This is a genomic window from Bacteroides sp. AF32-8BH (genome assembly GCF_003435205.1).
GTDB classification, from domain to species: Bacteria; Bacteroidota; Bacteroidia; order Bacteroidales; family Bacteroidaceae; genus Bacteroides; species Bacteroides ovatus.
On the sequence record NZ_QVLZ01000037.1, the window covers coordinates 11,961 to 30,537 of the forward strand.

Genomic DNA, 18,577 nt, shown 5'->3' on the forward strand with positions numbered 1-18,577 from the left:
ACGTATGTCCCAGGAACACTTGCATTCTTCATTCCGGCAATCATGAATCTGGAGAAAAAATAAATGACTAATTTTATTAACTAATGCTTTTTTAGAAGCATTTTTTTAGGTTATTTTGCGGAACAAATATCACGAACTCGTCAAATTATGGATTGGATTGGCCTTGATTTAACATTCCCTATCACCGACCCTACATGGATATTTCTCCTTGTACTCCTAATTATATTGTTTGCTCCGATATTATTGAATAAACTGCGCATCCCTCATATTATCGGTATGATCCTGGCAGGACTGGCTATTGGCGAACATGGATTTAATATCCTGGCACGAGACAGCAGCTTTCAGTTATTCGGGAAAGTCGGACTCTATTACATCATGTTCCTGGCTGGTCTGGAAATGAATATGGGAGATTTCAAAGAGACGCGAAACAAAGCATTGGTACTGGGATTACTGGCTTTTATCGTTCCTATCGGGATTGGATTCGTGGCAAATGTATCTTATCTGAAATATGGTGTAATCACCTCTGTATTATTAGCCAGCATGTATGCCTCCCATACGCTCGTGGCCTACCCTATCGTCACCCGCTTCGGCATATCACGCCATCGTAGCGTAAGTATTGCCGTAGGAGGAACGGCCGTAACGGATACACTCACGCTGCTGGTACTGGCTGTTATAGGCGGATTGTTCAAAGGAGAAACCGGAGGATTGTTTTGGATTTGGCTGGTGGTAAAAGTAATCTTTCTAGGGGCACTGATCATTTATTTCTTTCCGCGCATCGGTCGTTGGTTCTTTCACCGGTACAATGACAACGTGATGCAATTTATTTTCGTGCTTGCGATGGTCTTTCTAGGAGCAGGGTTGATGGAGCTTGTTGGTATGGAAGGTATCTTGGGAGCTTTCCTCGCAGGATTGGTACTTAACCGGCTCATCCCACACGTCTCTCCATTGATGGATCATTTAGAGTTCGTTGGTAATGCACTTTTTATTCCTTATTTCCTTATCGGAGTGGGAATGTTAATCAACTTACGTGTTATTTTCGGAGAGGGGGATGCCTTAAAAGTTGCCGCCGTGATGATAATCATGGCGCTGACAGGCAAATGGATTGCTTGCTGGCTCACTCAAAAGATATATAAGATGTCTGTTCTTGAACGAAATCTGATGTATGGTTTGAGTAATGCACAGGCGGCAGCCACATTGGCGGCTGTGTTAGTTGGATACAACATTATTCTGCCCACCGGCGAACGTTTATTGAATGATGATGTACTGAACGGAACAGTCTTGCTTATCCTGGTCACTTGCGTAGTGAGTTCACTGATTACCGAGCGGACAGCCAGAAAAATGGCGATGGATGATTCACAACCTGAAAATGAATCGTCAAAAGAAACAGAGAAGATTTTAATATCCATAGCCAACCCGGACACTATCGAGGACATGGTGAATCTTTCTCTAGTCATACGTGACCCCAAATTGAAAGACAATCTCCTGGCATTAAATGTTATCAACGACGATAATAACTCTGATAATCTACGAATTCGAAGCAAACATTATCTGGAAAAAGCCGAAATGACAGCAACGGAAGCAAATGTACCACTCAAAAAGGTCACCCGGTATGATTTGAATATAGCTTCCGGTATTATCCATTCAGTCAAGGAGAATGAGATTACGAGTATTATCACCGGCCTGCACCGCAAGAAAAACATCACAGATTCATACTTTGGAATACTTGCCGAACACTTATTGAACGGATTAAACTGTGAAATAATTATCTCTAAATTTCTGATACCGGTCCATACAATCAAACGGATTGTCGTTGCCATCCCTCCTAAAGCCGAATATGAATCCGGTTTTCCTCATTGGATGGAGCACTTTTGTCGCATGGGGAGCACTCTTGGATGCCGCGTACACTTCTTTGCCAATGAAAAGACTACCATCCGCCTACAAGCGTGGATAAAGAAAAGGCATAAACAGACGCTTACCGATTTCTCTCTCTTAGAAGACTGGAATGACCTGCTGGTATTGACAGGACAGGTAAGTTACGATCATTTATTGGTTATTATCAGTGCACGACCAGGAACTCTTTCGTATGACAGTTCTTTTGAGAAGTTACCGAGACAGCTCGGGAAATATTTCTCCAACAATAGCTTTATCGTGTTGTATCCCAATCAGTCGGGAGAGCCATTGGATACGTCTTTCTTCTCTAAGCTATATACTGATACCGAAACCCGACATTACGAAAAGGTCGGTAAATGGTTTTACAGGTGGTTTAAGAAAGAGGGATAAAATTAGAATTGAAAAGTTCCGTTTAATTTATAAATATCGACACATTTATCTATATTTGTACCATTAGCAATTTTGCTATAAACACCTAAAGGAAAAGAATGGTATGTCAAACGTCGATTTTTCCAAAATAACAGAAGGAATCTATCATGTGATAGAAACTGAAGAGAAAATACTAACCGGGCTACAAAATGATACGATCACGTTGAAACGTAATAAACAAAATCGTACCATCAAACAGATTCTCGGACATTTGATTGATTCGGCATCAAACAATCACCAACGCATGGTCAGATTGCAATACAGTAAAGATTTGCTTTTCTTTCCCGATTACCGTCAGGATAATGATCTGTGGATAGCATTACAAGATTACCAAAATGAAGATTGGAACAACCTGATTCAACTATGGAAGTTTTTTAACCTGCATATCATTCAGGTTATAAAATCTGTAGACCAGACAAAACTGGATAGCTACTGGTGTGATTTTGAAGGAACAAAGGTTACGCTACAAGACATGATAGAAGGTTATCTAAGTCATTTGCACCTGCATATTCATGAAATCCATGAATTAATGAATGCCTAAAAAGGATAGCGGTTGCAGTTCTTTTATATTCTATAAATATTAAGATGTACCCACATGGCAACTTACACTCATTTCGCAAAACAACCCGATGTACTGAAACATCTGATACTCTGTGAAGTTCTTAGAAATGAAGCCCCACAAGTATATGTAGAAACCAATTCCGCATGTGCCATCTACTCCATGACGCAAACTCCGGAGCAGCAATATGGTATCTATCATTTCCTGGAGAAAGCAGATGATGACAAATCTCTAAAAGATTCCATTTATTACCAACTGGAAAACCCGGAAATGACAAAAGGAAATTATCTGGGTTCTCCTGCCCTGGCAATGAATGTATTAGAGAAGCAAGCAAAAAGGTTTGTATTCTTTGATTTAGAAAAGAGTGCGTTGGAAAATGTGGGTACCTATGCCAAACAAGTCGGATTAAGTGCATCTGTAGAGATGCATCATGCCGACTCTTCGAGAGGTACCATAGAGCTATTGCCTTCACTTCCTTCATCCTCTTTCATTCATATCGATCCTTACGAAATAGACAAGAAAGGAGATTCAGGAGTAACCTATCTCGATATCCTGATACAGGCTACTCAATTAGGAATGAAGTGTTTATTATGGTATGGATTCATGACCGAAGATGATAAAGAATCTTTGGACAACTATATTGTATCCAGTCTGGAAAAGGCAGGTATCAAGGATTACATAGGTGTAGAGCTTACTATGAATTCAATAAGAAAAGACAGTATATTATGTAATCCGGGCATTTTGGGAAGTGGTATTTTGGCTACAAATTTATCACAAATCTCCAAAGATACCATTCTTGATTACAGTAACAAACTGGTTGATATATACAAAGATGCTAAATACAAAGATTATGATGGAAGTTTATATATTCAGCATCTTTGATATCCACTTATTAATTTAATTACCTAGAACATTACTCTACAAACAGAGCGTCAGAAAGCCGGAGCTTTTAAAATCAGTTTCCGGCCTTTTGGCTATAAATTAACTTATTTCTTTGGCTGATTGTCCACAAACCATCTATTAGCCGTACATTTTTCGTATCGTCATCTTCCACGTTCCATGCATAACCTCCTGAAGGCAGGCCACGTCTCTCCAATATTTCATTGGGCTGATTATTGGAAAAGAAAAGTTCCAGTTGCGTAGAGTCAGGACTAAACACAATAAAGGCAGAAGCATTGCTATCGTCCACCGATTCCGTGCGGATTCTTTTCTCAAACAAGCGGATACAGTCTTTTTGCACTTCACACCATACATATCCGGCAGAACCGATACAGCCATGTTCATCCCGATCACCTCCCACAATCGGAGATTGCGGATACTGAACTAATTTAGAAGCCGGCATTCCCGGTGTATATTTTCCGGTATAGAACACTTCCAGCGTATCATTCAGAAGCAAACCGTTGACTTCATCTTTATTTGCATCTATCGTACTGAACGAAAGGGTATCATTCTTATCAGTAACAATCGTTACCGTATTCATGGTTGCATCACTAACGATTCCTTTTGAGCTTGCCACTTTTGACGAGCAACCTGCCATGAGGCAGAGCGTACCTACTGCTAATAATATTGTTTTCATTTTCTTTAATTGGGGCTTTGTTTTTAAATTAATGCAAAGATAAAGGTTATACTGCCAATATTTCGCTTTTACAAAATAAATTAATTTCCGGGCAGATTGTTCACCAGCTACACACAAAATGCCTATATTGGACAACGATCTATTAGAAAATCAGCCTACCTTTGTGATATGGATAATCAAAAGTAAATACAGAATACCATGAAAGAAACTTTGCAGATTCCCACTCCCGAAACACTGGAAGCCTTGATAGGTAAGGAACTTTATGATATATGGACTTCACTTTGCCAGCTTATCGAGCAAAAGTACAATATGGAACAACTATGGAACCATGGAGGGAAAAAATGGATATACGAATATAAATATCGCAAAGGCGGAAAAACGCTGTGTGCCCTATACGCCAAAGAACAAACGATTGGCTTCATGGTCATTTTAGGTAAAGATGAGCGTGCCAAATTTGAATCTCTGCGAGAAGTATTCTCCAATGAGACTCAAAAGATATACGATGAGACGACGACTTTCCACGATGGGAAGTGGCTTATGTTCGAATTGAAAGACACTTATTTATTTAATGATATGGAGCGACTGCTATCCATCAAACGAAAACCCAACCGATGATTGAATCAGATATAAATAAAAGGTATTGTCAAAGTTGCGGGATGCCTCTCCGCTTTGATATAGAGAAATATCTGGGTACTAACTCCGACGGTTCCCGAAGTGATGAATATTGCTACTACTGCCTGAAAGATGGAAAATATATCGTCGACATTCCGATGTCGGAAATGATTAATATCTGGATAAAATACACCGATAAGTACAATGAATATGCAGATACCGCTTATTCGCCGAAGGAACTTAGACGAATACTCAACGAACGGCTCCCCAAACTGAACCGATGGAAACAGAAGTTGGAAACCAGTAATATCCATCACCAAAAGATTCAGGATATAGTCGTTTACATCAACAATCATTTATTCGATAGTTTAGATGCAGATATACTTAGTACGATAAGCGGACTTTCCAAATATCACTTCAGAAGAGTGTTTCAAACCGTTGCCGGAGAAAATATTGGAAGCTACATACAACGTTTGCGCCTCGAACATATAGCACATCTGTTAGTATCCACCGACTTTACATTAAATCAGATTTCGGAGCAAACAAACTATCAGACTAAATTCAGTCTGGCAAAAGCCTTCAAAAAACATTTTGGAGTGTCAACCTCTCAATATAGGGAGAAGTATAAGCCGATGTATGACGAACAGCATGCGGTTATCACTCCTGAAATCCGGTCGATTCTGCCGATGAAAGTATTTTGTATCGAGGTGGGTGAAAAGTATAAGGATGAACTCCGATACAAATTAATATGGGACAGGCTCACCAACTATGCTAGACAGCGCAATGAAGAAAAGTCGAATGATAAGTTTGTCAGCCTTAGTATGGACGACCCGGCCATCACCCCAATAGATAAATGTCGCTTCTATCTCGGGGTCATAATCGATAACAAAGAAAATGATTTCCAGCCGGGAGTGATAGAAGTTCCCGGTGGTCGTTATGCTATATTCAGGCATATCGGTGACTACTCTTTATTGCATAAATTCTACCGGACTATTTATGAAGAGTGGTTCCCGGAAAGTAAATATCGTCCTCAAAGCACCTTTAGCTTTGAAATGTATATGAACCGCCCTGCCTCCACCCTTAGAACAGAACTAATTACCGACATCTATATTCCGGTCATCAAGAAATAATTAATTATCAACCCTCTAAAAACAATGTATTATGGGAAAAATTTCAGAAATCATGCTATTGAAGCAACCGAAACAGCCCGCTTTGGCTGTTGAAGTACAAACAGATATGAACGGAATGTCGGAAGCTATCGGAAAGAACTTTGTAAAAATAGACTCTTTATTTAAGGAACAGGGTGAAGTCACTACCGACATCCCCTACGTTGAATATCCCAACTTTGAAAGTCTGACGGAACACAATATCAAAATGATTATTGGTCTAAAGTCATCCAAAGAATTACAGGGTGAAGGGGATATACGCTCCATAACGATACCGGAAAGAAAAATAGTTTCCTGTCTACATAGAGGAACTTACAGTGAATTGGCTGTCCTGTACAACGAAATGATGGAATGGATAAAAACCAACGGTTACAAACTTTCGGGAACATCCATTGAATATTATTACAGCAATCCCAATGTACCCGAAGAAGAACAGGTGACGAGAATAGAAATGCCACTATTATAAATGTTGATTTCATCTACTTCATCATGTAGATTCTTCCCAAGCTCCAATTATTGTTATTTGATTCAAAACGGTACGGAAAGGAATGAAACAGATTCTTTTATAAATGCCATATTTTAGTTCTAATGTAAATATTATTACAGTAATAGATGCAATAGAAATAAACGGTATTGCAAAAAAAATGTCAATAAAACTCCTATGTATTTCTGATAGATAACGTTATTTTGTAAAACACTGTTATCCAGGCGGTTACTATTCGGGCTTTTCCTTTAAAACCAATAACCCGTTTCTCACCGAGAAACAACCTTTTCGACACCGAGAAACGAAGTGTTTCTCACCGAGAAACGAATCGACTGTTGAAGTCCTAAACTTAAATTAAGAAAATTGTTCGTCTCTTTTATTTTTGACGCTTCTATCGTAGGAATGTATATGTTGAAATATATTTCAATGATAATCTTGTCATGTCTAAAATATAATGATATGGAATAAATTTATAACTGAATAGCAAGCAATTATAAAAAATGACTGAATGAATTATTTGCAATCAAATAAATCCGGAAAAACCAGACGTGCCGCTTAACAAAAACGATGCGTTTCAAAAAGTACAAAAACGACACGTACAAGAAAAAAGGTGAGCGCGGTCCTATTCAGCATGATCAAAGCCCACCGTTTTTCTTTCACTTGAACCCTCTTTAAATGGCTTTAAAATATCATTTAAAAGCCATTGCAGATTCAAAATAATTCACTATCTTTATGCAATGTTAGGCTGCTATACCTGACACCTCATCCGGCTTCGTGTACAGCATCATGTCTGTATATTTAGCTTGATAGTTTACGCTTGCACTAAACTCCACTTTCCTGCATTCCTTGAATGGGCTGCCGACAAATGGGTTTCGGTCCATCCAGTCGCACAGTTCTAAAATGGAAGACTTGTTCGAAGTGAAATACACGAACGAATGCCCTTTCAGAACGGTTAGTACATCCAGATAGTCAGCCAGACGCCAGAACATCTTGTAAGTACCCACCTCGGTGGAGAGGTACGGCGGATCAACCAGGAACACCACACCCGGAACATCTTTGTAACGTTTGAATACTTCCTTGTAGTCTTCGCTGGTTATAGTCAGTCCTTCCAGATAATCCTTTGCTTCGGGATAGTCTGTCTGCCGAATCCTATTGTAAATGGCTTCTTTCTTCATTCCTTCCAAACTGGTCACATATTTCATGGCGAACAACAAGGATGCGGAAACCGTGATATAATCCACGTAGCCGTGCTCTTTTTCTTCCCTCTCAATACGGGCAAACATTTTATCGCGAATCTCCCCGGTTATACGTTTGTTTCTGGGTTCCCCTTCAGCTATCCGACGCAAATCGGATAACAGCACATTAGTGGTCGGGATATTTACAAGTCGGCAGCGGTAGTTGTCGAAGTCATTATACACAACGGTGGCATCAGACCTGACACATTTGGTAATATGTGACAGCAGGCCCGAGCCACCAAACAGGTCCACAAACACGGTGCTGTCCGGGAACTGTCCCAGCACCTTGATAAATTCCCTCGCAAACATGCGTTTCTGCCCCACGAAAGGAAGCGGGGCGGACAAATACATCTTTTTCATTTCATTCTGCTTTAAAACGGCCGCAAAGGTCCCCAGAATAAACGAAAAACAGCGGGAAACATGAACTGTTCCCGCTGCAAGACATATACAGCAAACTACACGTTCAACCCGAAGCGGACCGTCTCGTCACCGGCGATCAGCGCACGGGTGCCCGGGATATTATTCTCGTAGATATGTACATTGCCCAGGTAGAGAGTGATCGACTTCAAGGGAAGTTCTATCTGCCGCGCCATCAGGTACAGGTGATAAATATCGGAAGGCAGCCCGAGGTTCGCGTCACTGCTACGCTGGTAGGCGGATAGAACCAGTTCACCGCCATCTAACTGGAACTGTACCAGACTCAAACAGGGTGCCTGGTTGCTCTCGGCACCGGTTTCGCCCAGGAAAAGCACGTAGTTCTTGCTGTTGCGCCTCTCCCGGTTAATTTTCGCTATCAACGGGGGCAGCTTCTCGAAATAGGTCGGGTAACTGTTCACCAGGATGGAGCCGCAATAGTCCCACCAGTTGATGCCGACCTCCCGGTACTTCTCCACGTTGCGCTCACCCTGCATAAATAACTGCAACTCGCTGCGGAGCTTCTTACGGGCGATATTATGCCCCTCGAATATGTCGAGCAGGTCCGCCGGTGTCAGCGAGAGCTGCTCGTTCAGAAGGTACTGTATGTTTCCCTTCTTGTTGGTCTGTGTCTTTCCCGTGGCAAGAATCTTGTCCAGGATACGGTAATACTTGTTCATAGCCATTTCCTCCTTCTAAATTTGAAACACCCTAAAGATAAGGGGAAACGGCACTCCCTACGGCATAAAACAACCCGTTCACACTGCAAGCGTCTTGCAGTCGCTCTGGAATCGTTTCACCAAGGCATAAACCTTGCGTTCGCTCACCGAATACTTTTCGGACAATACGGCCACAGCATACGAGACTTTTTCACCTTGATCGAGTAGGCGGGTATAGTCCGCGTACAGGTCGATATACCGGGCATCTTCCAGACGAATGCCGGCCGCCTGAAGCCTTTTCAACAGCTCCCGGTTAAAGTTTAATATCTCAATCACTTTCATACAACAAAAAAATTATATCTTTGCATCGCCAATCATTTTTTAGACAACAAAAAAAACGTCAAACCGTGACAGAGGGTATTTGCCCCCGGTCGCGCGGTTTGGCGTTTCATGTTTATAAAAGTGATTGGCGTTACTTTTTAACAGGCCGGGGGCTTTTTTCTTATCCTCCCCCGAAGGATTTATTCCACCCGGTACTTCTCCGGATCAAAAGCGTCTTTCTTCCTCCAGCCGTCAGACAGCGTGTCCTGAACATGCTTCATGGCTTTCGTGTAGAAATCGGTCAGTTCCTCCAGTGTGACGAACTCCCGATATTGGGGAACCTCATCCGTACCGAACTTGAATGTCACGGGAAGCGTAGCACCACCAGTCTGTACGGCCAGATCATACGCTGCCTTATAATTGAACTGGTTTTCACTTGACAGCCATACCGGCATACCTTCATAGAGAAAACCGGAAAGTATCTCACGGTCAATTTGCTCATTATACCAGTCTGTAATGACGGACTTTATAGTATCCATGTGAGGTCTGCCGACAAAGCTTTCCTCCATATAGGAAGCGGATCCGTCTTCACGTTCCTGCACATCCCAGCGGATGCGCCATCTGTTGCGTGCCGGGCTCACGCACTCGATCAGTCTTATCCCGGATGTTCCTTCTACCCGTTTCATGTAAATATGTATTTAGTTCGACCTTTGCCGAAGGTTTCCGTCTTGATGGTGGTTTCGAACGGGAAGCCGTCCGGCATTTCCTTCACTTGCAAGAGGATGTTCTTCATCTCCTCGCTGTTGGTAAAGAACTTTTTCGGTTCGCCGTTCATCTCAATGGCCACGATACAGCGGTCCTCGCCCTGTTCGGTCTTGATGCCCGTCTCAAAGTCCTTCACAATAATCGGTAAGTTTACCAGTTCCCGGATGCTTACCACCACCCCGGGAAAACGTTTCTTGCCGTCCTCCGGCTTGTAGGAAACGTTCAAGTCTTTAAATGATCTCATGTCTTTGCCTGTTAATTTTTTAAACAACGTATGACAGTCGGCGTGCTTGGCCATCCCGTAGAACGACGCTATCAGCTCACGCCTCCTCCTTCTCGATTTTACCTCGTGCATTTTTCGGGCGAACTTCTGCTTGATGCGCTTGCGAAGGCGGACATGGTCCGCACCGAAAGTCACATACCCCAGAAAGTCGATGCCCTCGCCCGGCGGGAACACGCGCTCGTTCCCCTTCACCAGGAGACCGGCACACTCCATGCGCCCGTGGACGGCATCACGAATCTTCCACAGTTCCGCTTTCGTTTTACCCAGTACGACGCCGTCATCACAATAGCGGTAGAAATGACGCACAGCATACCTGTCCTTCAGATAATGGTCCAGATACACAGACAAAAGCAAATTGCCCAGCCCCTGCGAGCTGCGCAGGCCGATACTCAGACCTTCAGGCATCAGGCGGACAAAGCTCTCCAGCATGGTCACGAGCTTTGCGTCCTTGAACACCCGGCTGACGCAATACATCACAAAATCCTGCTTCACGCTCTCGTAGAATTTGGTGATGTCAAACTTGTAACAGTAACGCGTACCATCAGGGTCCTCGGCCATGTCACGGCGGACATACGCCAGGAGGTCGTGCATACCCCGTCTCTTGATACTGGCGGAGGTGGTACGGATGAAACGTTTCCGCAGATGGCGGTCCACCACCGCCATGATGGCATGCACGGCGATGCGGTCCTTCATCGGGATCACCTGGATGCGGCGCAGCTTGCCGCCCTCGATGATCTCGCGTTCACGGTAGTCCTTCACGCGGAAAGTACCGGATGCGATCTGCGCGGCCAGCTCCTCCAACACCTCGGGCTTATGCGCGAGCAGATAGCCCCCCTGGCGGCTGCGTTTACGCTTGCTGCCGCGAAGGACCTGCCGGAAGGAAGCCTCCATGTTGGAAGGCTCCACGATCTCCTCGATGATATACCCAACCCTGCGCATAAATTACTGTTTATTGCTTTTAATACGGGGCCTTCAATCCCCCGGGCCCGGCTTCTTCGAACCGTTTCCGGCCTACCAAACCCTACCCGACACTTTATTTTTCAGTTTTCCGGCCCTTGCGGACCGCTGTTACTGCGGCTTGCCCCCCTCGGCACCACGGTGGGGACAAGTCCCCGGTGTTGTACGCCGATTAAAATTTCCTTTCGATTGTTGTTCAGACGAGAACCGATGTTCGTGTTCGTATTCGAGGAATCGTTGTTCGCATTCGACATCGAAACACCGCCATTCGGGTTCGCGTTGTTGTTGCCACGATAGACCACACGGCCTATGGGGAGGCGCCACCTTTCAAATGCAAAAGTACTATTTTCAAATTATTATTTAACAAACAGATACAAAACCTGACGTCAAAAAATATTTTTCGACGGGCTGACGCCCGTAATGAACGGCGTTCCCCTGCTCGGGGAACACTGGACGTTTTGTCGCTTCGCTCCCGCTTTGACGCTTTACGCGGCCGATCATGCAACCTCGCTTATCGCTTTAAACGCCACGGCGCTCGACGCCCTGACGAGCCGACCGCGGAAGGCCAGACGAGAACCGATGCTCGCGCTCGGATACGAGGAATCGTAGCTCGCACTCGACATCGAAACACCGCCATTCGGGCTCGCGAAGTTGTTGCCACGATAGACCACACGGCCGGAGGCAGTGGATATGTAGTAGATGTCGCAGTAATTTGTCGAGGAGGAACCCGAAACGGAACCCACCGGAATCACGTCCATATATTTGCCATGCGCCACGGCGGTAATCCAGATACCGGAGCTCACGGAACCCTTAACCAGGCGGGTACTGCCGTCAGGCATCCAGATGCGCCACTTCCCGGAATTGCCCGTGTCATTAGGGAGGTCCACGCCGTCCATCATGTCATATTTATGACCATAGATGTCCTCGTAGCCAAGGCAACAAATATTATTCACCTGCGTAACCGTGGCCCCGCCGTAGTCATCCTTCTCACGGTACCACGCATACTGGTGGACGGAGTTTTCTATCAGGCTGTTCGTCACATTAGGGTTGATTGAGGAGGCTTCCTCGTAGCCGATCGTGTCCGTCATCCCGCGGCTGGCAGTACCACCCGTAGTACGGTTGTTCGTGTGAGAGCCCGCGCCGCATTGTTCCTGGCTGTCACGACGACCGTACTTCGCGTAGAAAAGATTCGCGATGCGCGAGTGCATAAGGGCATCAATCTGCTGCATACCGCGCTGGACACTGTAATAGTGAAAATCAGCCCAGGTCATGCTCGCCGTAGTACTCCCGCCGGTAATGCAGGCGCGAAGTTTGGAACCGACAACACTGCTGCCCACAACGGCACACAAGTGCTCGTCATTAGGCACCCATTCGGGTTCCATATCCTCGATCCTGTCACTGTTAGAAAGGACAACCTTATCGAACTCTGCCGTGTTCAGAATGGAGAAGTGAAGAGCAGTGGCACCCTCCGGAACATCGGCAATCAGGTACATACCGGCCTCGAACTTGTTGCTCAAGGTAGGGACGACGATTGAACTGATGACCGTGCCGGAATCGTCTGTGAAAATGCTTCCGACAAGGCTTGTACCGGGAACGCTCGGGAAACGCACACGCTTGTAACCGTCCACGTTCACCTTGCATACCGAATACGTACTGTCAGTACTGTAGCTGTTCGAAAGCGTATCCTTTCCGCTCATGATCTTACGACCGGAAAGATAACCGCCACTCGTGCCCTTAATGTCGTCAAGCGTAAGGACGTCAGCATCCGGAACGGAAGGCATGTTATCCGAACCGTTACTGCTGTAACAGGAGTAATGCTTGCCGTTCAGGTAATCATTGATACCCTTGCTCCAGAAGAAGGGCTCGTACATCATCCAGTCACCTTCAGTGCCGTCCAGTCTGGCAGCCGTGCCGTCGGCGTACTTGTTGCTGTCCGTGTCGTCCAGCGGGTAGTAGGTCATCTCACCGTCCAGGTTGTTCACCGTGGTATCAACGTTCGCCATGTTCACACCCCGCGTCGTCGCTTTTTTAGTCACTTTAGCAAGTACACGGTGACGCTGCTTCAGGATGGCGGAAATATGACCGCTCACCTCATACGCGTTGTCATACTTGTAGCCGGTACCGTTGTCAAGGTTGCTCACGTTCGCGTCATCCGATACCTCGTCGTCGAACTCGATCATCGTGTATTCCGGCTGCCGGATATTCAGTTCCGGGAAGTGCGCCTTCAGAGCGCTGTACGTATCGTCATCAATGTAGCGCGTGAGCTGTACCGTACCCACCAAAGCGCACGTGTCCGTAGTATTGCCATCGGAATCCACACCGCCCATCCCGACAAACTTATTCAGCCACGTACCGTCATCCTCGCGGTCAATACCGGTTACTCTGATACGTTCCACACCCGTGCAACGGCCCAGCAGGGTTTCCCAGTCAATACCTGGACAACTGTCAAAGATGAAGGTCTTCACCTTGCTGTAGCTTTCTAATGTCAGCCCGCCGGTGGTCAGTCTGCCCAGATATTCCAGACGGAGGCTGGTCAGTGTACCGGGAAGGTGGAGCAGCGTCACGGGAGAACCCTTGGCTAGCACCACGCTCTGCACCTGCGTACCGCGGGCCTCAAGTTCTTCCAGCTTGGTCTGCGCACTCAAATCCAGCTCGGTACTGGTACTTCCCCCGGTTTTCGCCTGTGCCTGGTTACGAAGGTTGAGTTTACGTAGCTGCTTGCAGTTGCCGATGTTCAACCACCAGCCGGTACTGCCGTTGCCGGAACTTTGAAGGTTCAGTTCGCGCAGCACGGTACATTTGCCCAGGTCGAAAGCGTTTTTCAGGTGGTCGGCGGCCCCGCTCATATCCAGCACCTTCATACGGCTCGCGCCATAAACCCTCAAGGGATCGTTCACCGTATAGGCACCGGTGATGGAAAGGCTCGCAGCCGCATCTTTCTTGATGATGCCGGTATTCCCTATATTCGGGCTGTTGTTCGTACCGTAGCCGAAAGCATAAACCTCGTTGGCCGTAATCTTCAGCACGTCGGGGGTGTCAGCAGCCGTACGTGCCAGATAGAGGTCGATGTTGTCACTGGTGAAATTGCTCGTGCCGTACTTGGCATCCAGAAGGGCGAAACGATTACGCACGAAATATTCACGGTGCGCACGGTTACTGCCCTGAAGGGCGTAGATGAACGGCCACACCTTGCCGTACATCTCCTGCGTGGCGGGCAGGATGTACTTCAGCTCGCCGCTCTTGTTATAGGCACGGTCGCACCAGTTGCCCGCCTGCTCCACGTTCAGCATGTCCAGGACACGGCTGGTGGTAAGTACACCGCGAAGAGCCTGCGCCTGTGTCTTCAGGTCAGCGTCCAGGTTGGCCAGAACGAGGTTCCAAAGCCAGCTGTCACGGCCTTCAAAGGCATATTTCCCGGCCTCGGCATCATAAGTGTCGCGGTCGGTGGTGTAGTCATACACCAGGAAACAGTCGTTGCGTTTTCCCATCTGGGTATCACCGTCGTAGTAGGTGATGTACCATATCAGGCCGTCCCACGTGCGCAGCATCATGTTCTTCGCACGCTGGTCAACGGCAAGGAAATAGTCCGTCCAGAGGTAATACGTCAGCAGGAAAGCCTTGTCGAAATAGTCACTTATCTCGTCCCTGAACTTCTCGCTCTTAAAAGTGGAGAGGTCGGCGCTCGTCGCACCGTCCGGAACACACGAGCGTATCCATGCGTACAACCGTTTCACGGCCGTACGCTGCGACTCGTCAAGGCCCGCCCATTTCACATCATCCGGAACGTTGGTCTCGGCACCGGCATCAAACACCTCCTCCAGATGAGCGTCACTTGTGGTCTTGAAAAGGCACATGGCCTCGGTATTGTTCAGCATTTCCAGAGTGAGGGGACAGGCAGGATCGTAACCCTCCACGCCACTAAGGCCGAACAGGTCGCCGCTCTTGCTTTTCTCGTTGTTGAAGTTGTACTGCCCCACATAGTCGTTCTCGCCGTCCTCCGCAGCCGCCACAAACATGTCGATAGGCACACCGTCGATAGCGGTACGCACGGTGACCGCGTTCAAATCGCTGCCGCCCGTCTCGTACTGGTAACGCTGCGGAGGGGTGAGAAGCCCCATCTCCTTCAGCACGTCGTTGAACAGTTTGGCACCGCCTGTGTTCAGCGACATGGACGAGTCGGAATAATCACTCTTCAGACAGATCAGGTTCATGGCGATGCCACCGGGACGGACAGGATATTTCTTTTCCGCCTGCTCCTTGCCGCCAACGGTGAAGCTAAGGTTCGTGCCGCCCTTGCTGATATAGATACGGATGTTCTTGCTCGGATATTTCGTGGAACTGGTACCCTGAATACGGATATAACAGTCACGAAGCATGAAGTCGTATTCGGATCCGAAAGGGGAGTAATAGAAGATATCAGCCGAAAAGTCCGTCTTCTTGTTGTTCTCGGCATACACGTCATCGAGCTTGTTCTGGCGCACGATACGCAGCACCCCCTTGCCCTTGGCACGCAGCTTGTCCATATCCACAGTGTCGGTATCACCCAGGATATCGTTCTCTTCGTACAGCGCGATCATCTCCTCACCGTCCGCACTGTCCACCATCCGGTTCTCCAGTTCCTCGTCGTCACTCAACCGGCGGGTATAGATACGCACGCTCTTTACCTCCACGTCCGCCCCGGCGCTGTCAATGGTGATATATTTCGGATTGTCCTGGCGGAAGCTGAAGGCGTTGTCGTAGATGTCGGCACCGGTACGGTTGCCGTCCACATAAAGCTCCATCAGACGGCTCTCATTGCGGGTACCCACCATGAGGGCCACCTTGATCCACCGGTCTTCCACATAATTCGTGCCCAGCTTGATCTCACGCTCCACCAGCTCGTCGTCCTCGTTGGTATAGGACACTTTCTCACCGGTCTTGAAACTCGCTTCCGAAGGGGTGATATAAAGCCCCTTGCCACTGTCGAGACAGTCCACAACTGCGGTATCGCTGTCAGTGGGATTGCTTACCCGGAGGGTCAGTTCAATGGTCAGCCCCGTACTTTTCACATCGGTGGCAAAGGGCCGGTAGCCGATGACGGCTTTCGCACCGTTGGTCAGCTTCAGCGCCTCACCCGTCCAGCCGTTGCTGCTCCAGTCAAAACCCTCGAACGTGGTCTCCACGCCGTTCGACTCCCATGTTCCGGGGTTACTCTCCCCGTTGCTGCGACCCGCCGCGTCAAGCTTGACCGCTAGGCCGTAGGTGGCCTCGCTGATATCGATACCGCTCTCACCCACGTCGATGCGCAAAGTGTACCCGGTCGGACCGGCTTTCAGGACAAGCGTCTGCGTGCCTTCCTCGGTAAACCGGTTACTGTAGGTCATCATGCTGCGGGGAGCGCTCACGGTACTGCTCTTGACGCCGTTTTTCCAGAACTCCACTTCAGCGGGCACACGGTCGGGATCATAGGCCACCCAGTCGAAAGTGAGCTTCTCGTAGCGGCCGGCTTCAAGGACCGGCTCCAGATGCTCGTCCCGTCCGAGGACATGCCCGTCGGCATGAATGAGCTTCAAACCGATGAAGGGCGCGCCGGTTCCGGCCTTCAGCAGGTCGATATGGATGCTCTCGCTTTTCAGCGTGAGGTCGTCAGTTTCCATCTCGGCCACCAGCTGGGCGGTATGCCGCCCCACGGACAGGCCGGTCATGGAAACCTCGAAACTGCCGTTCGTCGTGCCGCTGCGGGTGACCGTATGCGCGTTCTGCTGTACACCGTCCACGTACAGGCTGACGGTTTTCGTGCCGGTACCGCTCACGGCGTAGGGTATACTCGCGGAATCATAGGTACCGTAACCGCCGTTCTGGATGGTGGCCGCCAGGTTGTAACCGCAGGAAAGGGACAGGGTGACGCTCTTCACGCTCACGTACGCCTGCTTCTTCTGCGCCTTACCCGTGGTGGGATCGGTAGTCTCGGCAATGACGTAGATATCGCTCGTGCCCACCAGCAGGTATTTGGTCAGGTCAAGGGTATAGGTACCCTTGCTCACTTCCTTCAGCGAGGAGGAATAAGTGGTGGTCGTCCCGCGCTTCACCTGGATGGTGACGGTCGCTTTCTGTCCGGTACTGCTACCCTTGTCATCACCGCCGGCAACCTGGTGGTCATAGGTATAGGTAAGTTTCACCGCTCCGCCTTCCTTCACGGTTTTCTTGTCGGTCTCGGCAAGCAGCACGATCTTGGTGGTGGAGGACTCACCGCCGCCACCGCTGCCGGCCGGGATGTCAACGCTCGCGATCTCCGCCCCGCTCTTGTTGGTCAGCGCAAGGCGGACACTACTCTCGTCGTCGCTCACTTCCGCGCTCATGCCGAACACGGTACTGGCTTCCACCTCCTGGAATTTGGCGGCGACGGTCTTGTTCTGGACGGGATTGGTACTGTCAGCATCCAGACTCTCGTCCACTTCCAGCTTGTCGATGGTCAGATCCACGTTGCCCTCGCTGTCGGGAACTTTCTTCTCGCCGTTCACCGTCAGGCTCTTCATCGTTCCGGCACCGCCGAAGTCCTCCCAGCTCGCCTCCTGCTCCCAGCTCGACAGACTTGTCCCCACGAACTGTTTGGTCTCCCATTTGCCCTGCGAGACTTCATAGGTGATGCAACGGCCCTTGTAACGGTATTTCTCATCCACGGCACCGATCGCGGAGGAAAGGACATAATAACCGCTCTCCAAAGGGACTTCCGCCGTCACATTATACGTGTTACCGCCACCACCCGTACCACCGGGAATATCAACGGAGGCAATCTCCGTCCCGGTCTTCCCCAGCAGGGTGAGTTTCACCGTGTCGTTCTCCTCATCAGGGACGGCCGTCATGCCACCGACCAAACCGTCGTTCACACCGGCGGCGGCATCCTCCGCCTGTTTCGCAGCCGCGGATGCCGCTGCCGCGGCGGAATTTGCAGTTTCAGCAGCCTGATTGGCGGTACCGGCCGCATCAGACGCCATACCCGCAGCTTTATTCGCCAAAGCCGCAGCATTATCCGCTTTCGTGGCAGACGCATTCGCTGTGGCAGCGGCATCATCGGCCGGTTTACGCAAAAGGGTAAGCGGAGCACTCACCAGCTCACTGCCGCGAAGGGCGGGGAGACTTTTGATATTGTCAAGGGAGCTGACCTCCACAAGTTCATCAACGCTCTGGCTCTCGGCCTTGATAGCGTTCAGGATCTCCTGTTTTTCCGCATTTGTCATAGCTAATCCT

At 48.2% G+C, this 18,577-nt stretch carries 13 protein-coding genes; 6 read left to right on the forward strand and 7 right to left on the reverse strand.

What is annotated here, in order from left to right; all coding sequences use genetic code 11:
- Positions 1-147: 147 nt before the first annotated feature.
- The 3 genes from DWZ47_RS22175 to DWZ47_RS22185 all read left to right on the forward strand — a co-directional run bounded on the left by DWZ47_RS22175 (position 148) and on the right by DWZ47_RS22185 (position 3,760).
- Positions 148-2,280: a cation:proton antiporter gene (locus DWZ47_RS22175; RefSeq protein ID WP_055235661.1), complete on the forward strand. Its 2,133-nt coding sequence runs from the start codon at positions 148-150 to the stop codon at positions 2,278-2,280.
- A gap of 103 nt (positions 2,281-2,383) precedes the next feature.
- Positions 2,384-2,860, forward strand: coding sequence for a DinB family protein (locus tag DWZ47_RS22180; protein ID WP_004299152.1), 477 nt, complete (start codon positions 2,384-2,386; stop codon positions 2,858-2,860).
- Between the two features lie 54 nt (positions 2,861-2,914).
- Positions 2,915-3,760 (forward strand): 23S rRNA (adenine(2030)-N(6))-methyltransferase RlmJ, encoded by an 846-nt coding sequence (locus tag DWZ47_RS22185; protein WP_004299151.1) that lies wholly within the window; start codon positions 2,915-2,917, stop codon positions 3,758-3,760.
- 73 nt (positions 3,761-3,833) lie between these two features.
- On the opposite strand, the gene DWZ47_RS22190 is transcribed toward DWZ47_RS22185, so the two are convergent.
- Positions 3,834-4,454: a hypothetical protein gene (locus DWZ47_RS22190; protein WP_117514716.1), complete on the reverse strand. Its 621-nt coding sequence runs from the start codon at positions 4,452-4,454 to the stop codon at positions 3,834-3,836.
- 198 nt (positions 4,455-4,652) lie between these two features.
- Between DWZ47_RS22190 and DWZ47_RS22195 the strand changes: the two genes are divergently transcribed.
- The 3 genes from DWZ47_RS22195 to DWZ47_RS22205 are packed head-to-tail and all read left to right on the forward strand — an operon-like array spanning position 4,653 to position 6,698.
- Entirely contained in the window at positions 4,653-5,069 is a 417-nt protein-coding gene (locus tag DWZ47_RS22195; protein WP_004306427.1) for a DUF3788 domain-containing protein, read from the forward strand.
- A complete protein-coding gene (locus DWZ47_RS22200; protein WP_004306425.1) occupies positions 5,066-6,196 on the forward strand; it encodes a GyrI-like domain-containing protein in 1,131 nt (376 codons plus the stop codon). The genes DWZ47_RS22195 and DWZ47_RS22200 overlap by 4 nt, the downstream gene beginning before the upstream one ends.
- Before the next feature lie 31 nt (positions 6,197-6,227).
- Positions 6,228-6,698: a GyrI-like domain-containing protein gene (locus DWZ47_RS22205; RefSeq protein ID WP_004306423.1), complete on the forward strand. Its 471-nt coding sequence runs from the start codon at positions 6,228-6,230 to the stop codon at positions 6,696-6,698.
- A gap of 758 nt (positions 6,699-7,456) precedes the next feature.
- On the opposite strand, the gene DWZ47_RS22215 is transcribed toward DWZ47_RS22205, so the two are convergent.
- The 6 genes from DWZ47_RS22215 to DWZ47_RS22250 form a co-directional block, all read right to left on the reverse strand.
- Complete coding sequence (locus DWZ47_RS22215) at positions 7,457-8,311, reverse strand: DNA adenine methylase (protein ID WP_117514718.1); 855 nt, start codon at positions 8,309-8,311, stop codon at positions 7,457-7,459.
- A gap of 95 nt (positions 8,312-8,406) precedes the next feature.
- Positions 8,407-9,051 carry a thymidylate synthase gene (locus DWZ47_RS22220; RefSeq protein ID WP_117514720.1) on the reverse strand — a complete coding sequence of 215 codons (645 nt, stop codon included), beginning with the start codon at positions 9,049-9,051 and terminating at the stop codon, positions 8,407-8,409.
- Between the two features lie 72 nt (positions 9,052-9,123).
- Positions 9,124-9,366 (reverse strand): hypothetical protein, encoded by a 243-nt coding sequence (locus tag DWZ47_RS22225; RefSeq protein ID WP_004326021.1) that lies wholly within the window; start codon positions 9,364-9,366, stop codon positions 9,124-9,126.
- A 179-nt stretch (positions 9,367-9,545) separates the two neighbouring features.
- Positions 9,546-10,031 (reverse strand): hypothetical protein, encoded by a 486-nt coding sequence (locus DWZ47_RS22230; RefSeq protein WP_005943907.1) that lies wholly within the window; start codon positions 10,029-10,031, stop codon positions 9,546-9,548.
- The gene (locus DWZ47_RS22235) at positions 10,028-11,332 is read right to left on the reverse strand and encodes a reverse transcriptase domain-containing protein (protein WP_117514722.1); all 1,305 of its coding nucleotides are present in this window, start codon (positions 11,330-11,332) and stop codon (positions 10,028-10,030) included. Before DWZ47_RS22235 ends, DWZ47_RS22230 begins: the two co-directional genes overlap by 4 nt.
- Positions 11,333-11,847: 515 nt before the next feature.
- Positions 11,848-18,567 (reverse strand): hypothetical protein, encoded by a 6,720-nt coding sequence (locus DWZ47_RS22250; RefSeq protein ID WP_117514724.1) that lies wholly within the window; start codon positions 18,565-18,567, stop codon positions 11,848-11,850.
- Positions 18,568-18,577 lie beyond the last annotated feature (10 nt).

Excerpts from the sequence above, each read along its gene's own strand:
- DWZ47_RS22220 (WP_117514720.1), bottom strand. The coding sequence starts at position 9,051 with ATGGCTATGAACAAGTATTACCGTATCCTGGACAAGATTCTTGCCACG.
- DWZ47_RS22250 (WP_117514724.1), bottom strand. The coding sequence starts at position 18,567 with ATGACAAATGCGGAAAAACAGGAGATCCTGAACGCTATCAAGGCCGAG.
- DWZ47_RS22190 (WP_117514716.1), bottom strand. The coding sequence starts at position 4,454 with ATGAAAACAATATTATTAGCAGTAGGTACGCTCTGCCTCATGGCAGGT.
- DWZ47_RS22195 (WP_004306427.1), top strand. The coding sequence starts at position 4,653 with ATGAAAGAAACTTTGCAGATTCCCACTCCCGAAACACTGGAAGCCTTG.
- DWZ47_RS22185 (WP_004299151.1), top strand. The coding sequence starts at position 2,915 with ATGGCAACTTACACTCATTTCGCAAAACAACCCGATGTACTGAAACAT.
- DWZ47_RS22215 (WP_117514718.1), bottom strand. The coding sequence starts at position 8,311 with ATGAAAAAGATGTATTTGTCCGCCCCGCTTCCTTTCGTGGGGCAGAAA.
- DWZ47_RS22230 (WP_005943907.1), bottom strand. The coding sequence starts at position 10,031 with ATGAAACGGGTAGAAGGAACATCCGGGATAAGACTGATCGAGTGCGTG.
- DWZ47_RS22235 (WP_117514722.1), bottom strand. The coding sequence starts at position 11,332 with ATGCGCAGGGTTGGGTATATCATCGAGGAGATCGTGGAGCCTTCCAAC.
- DWZ47_RS22205 (WP_004306423.1), top strand. The coding sequence starts at position 6,228 with ATGGGAAAAATTTCAGAAATCATGCTATTGAAGCAACCGAAACAGCCC.
- DWZ47_RS22175 (WP_055235661.1), top strand. The coding sequence starts at position 148 with ATGGATTGGATTGGCCTTGATTTAACATTCCCTATCACCGACCCTACA.
- DWZ47_RS22225 (WP_004326021.1), bottom strand. The coding sequence starts at position 9,366 with ATGAAAGTGATTGAGATATTAAACTTTAACCGGGAGCTGTTGAAAAGG.
- DWZ47_RS22180 (WP_004299152.1), top strand. The coding sequence starts at position 2,384 with ATGTCAAACGTCGATTTTTCCAAAATAACAGAAGGAATCTATCATGTG.
- DWZ47_RS22200 (WP_004306425.1), top strand. The coding sequence starts at position 5,066 with ATGATTGAATCAGATATAAATAAAAGGTATTGTCAAAGTTGCGGGATG.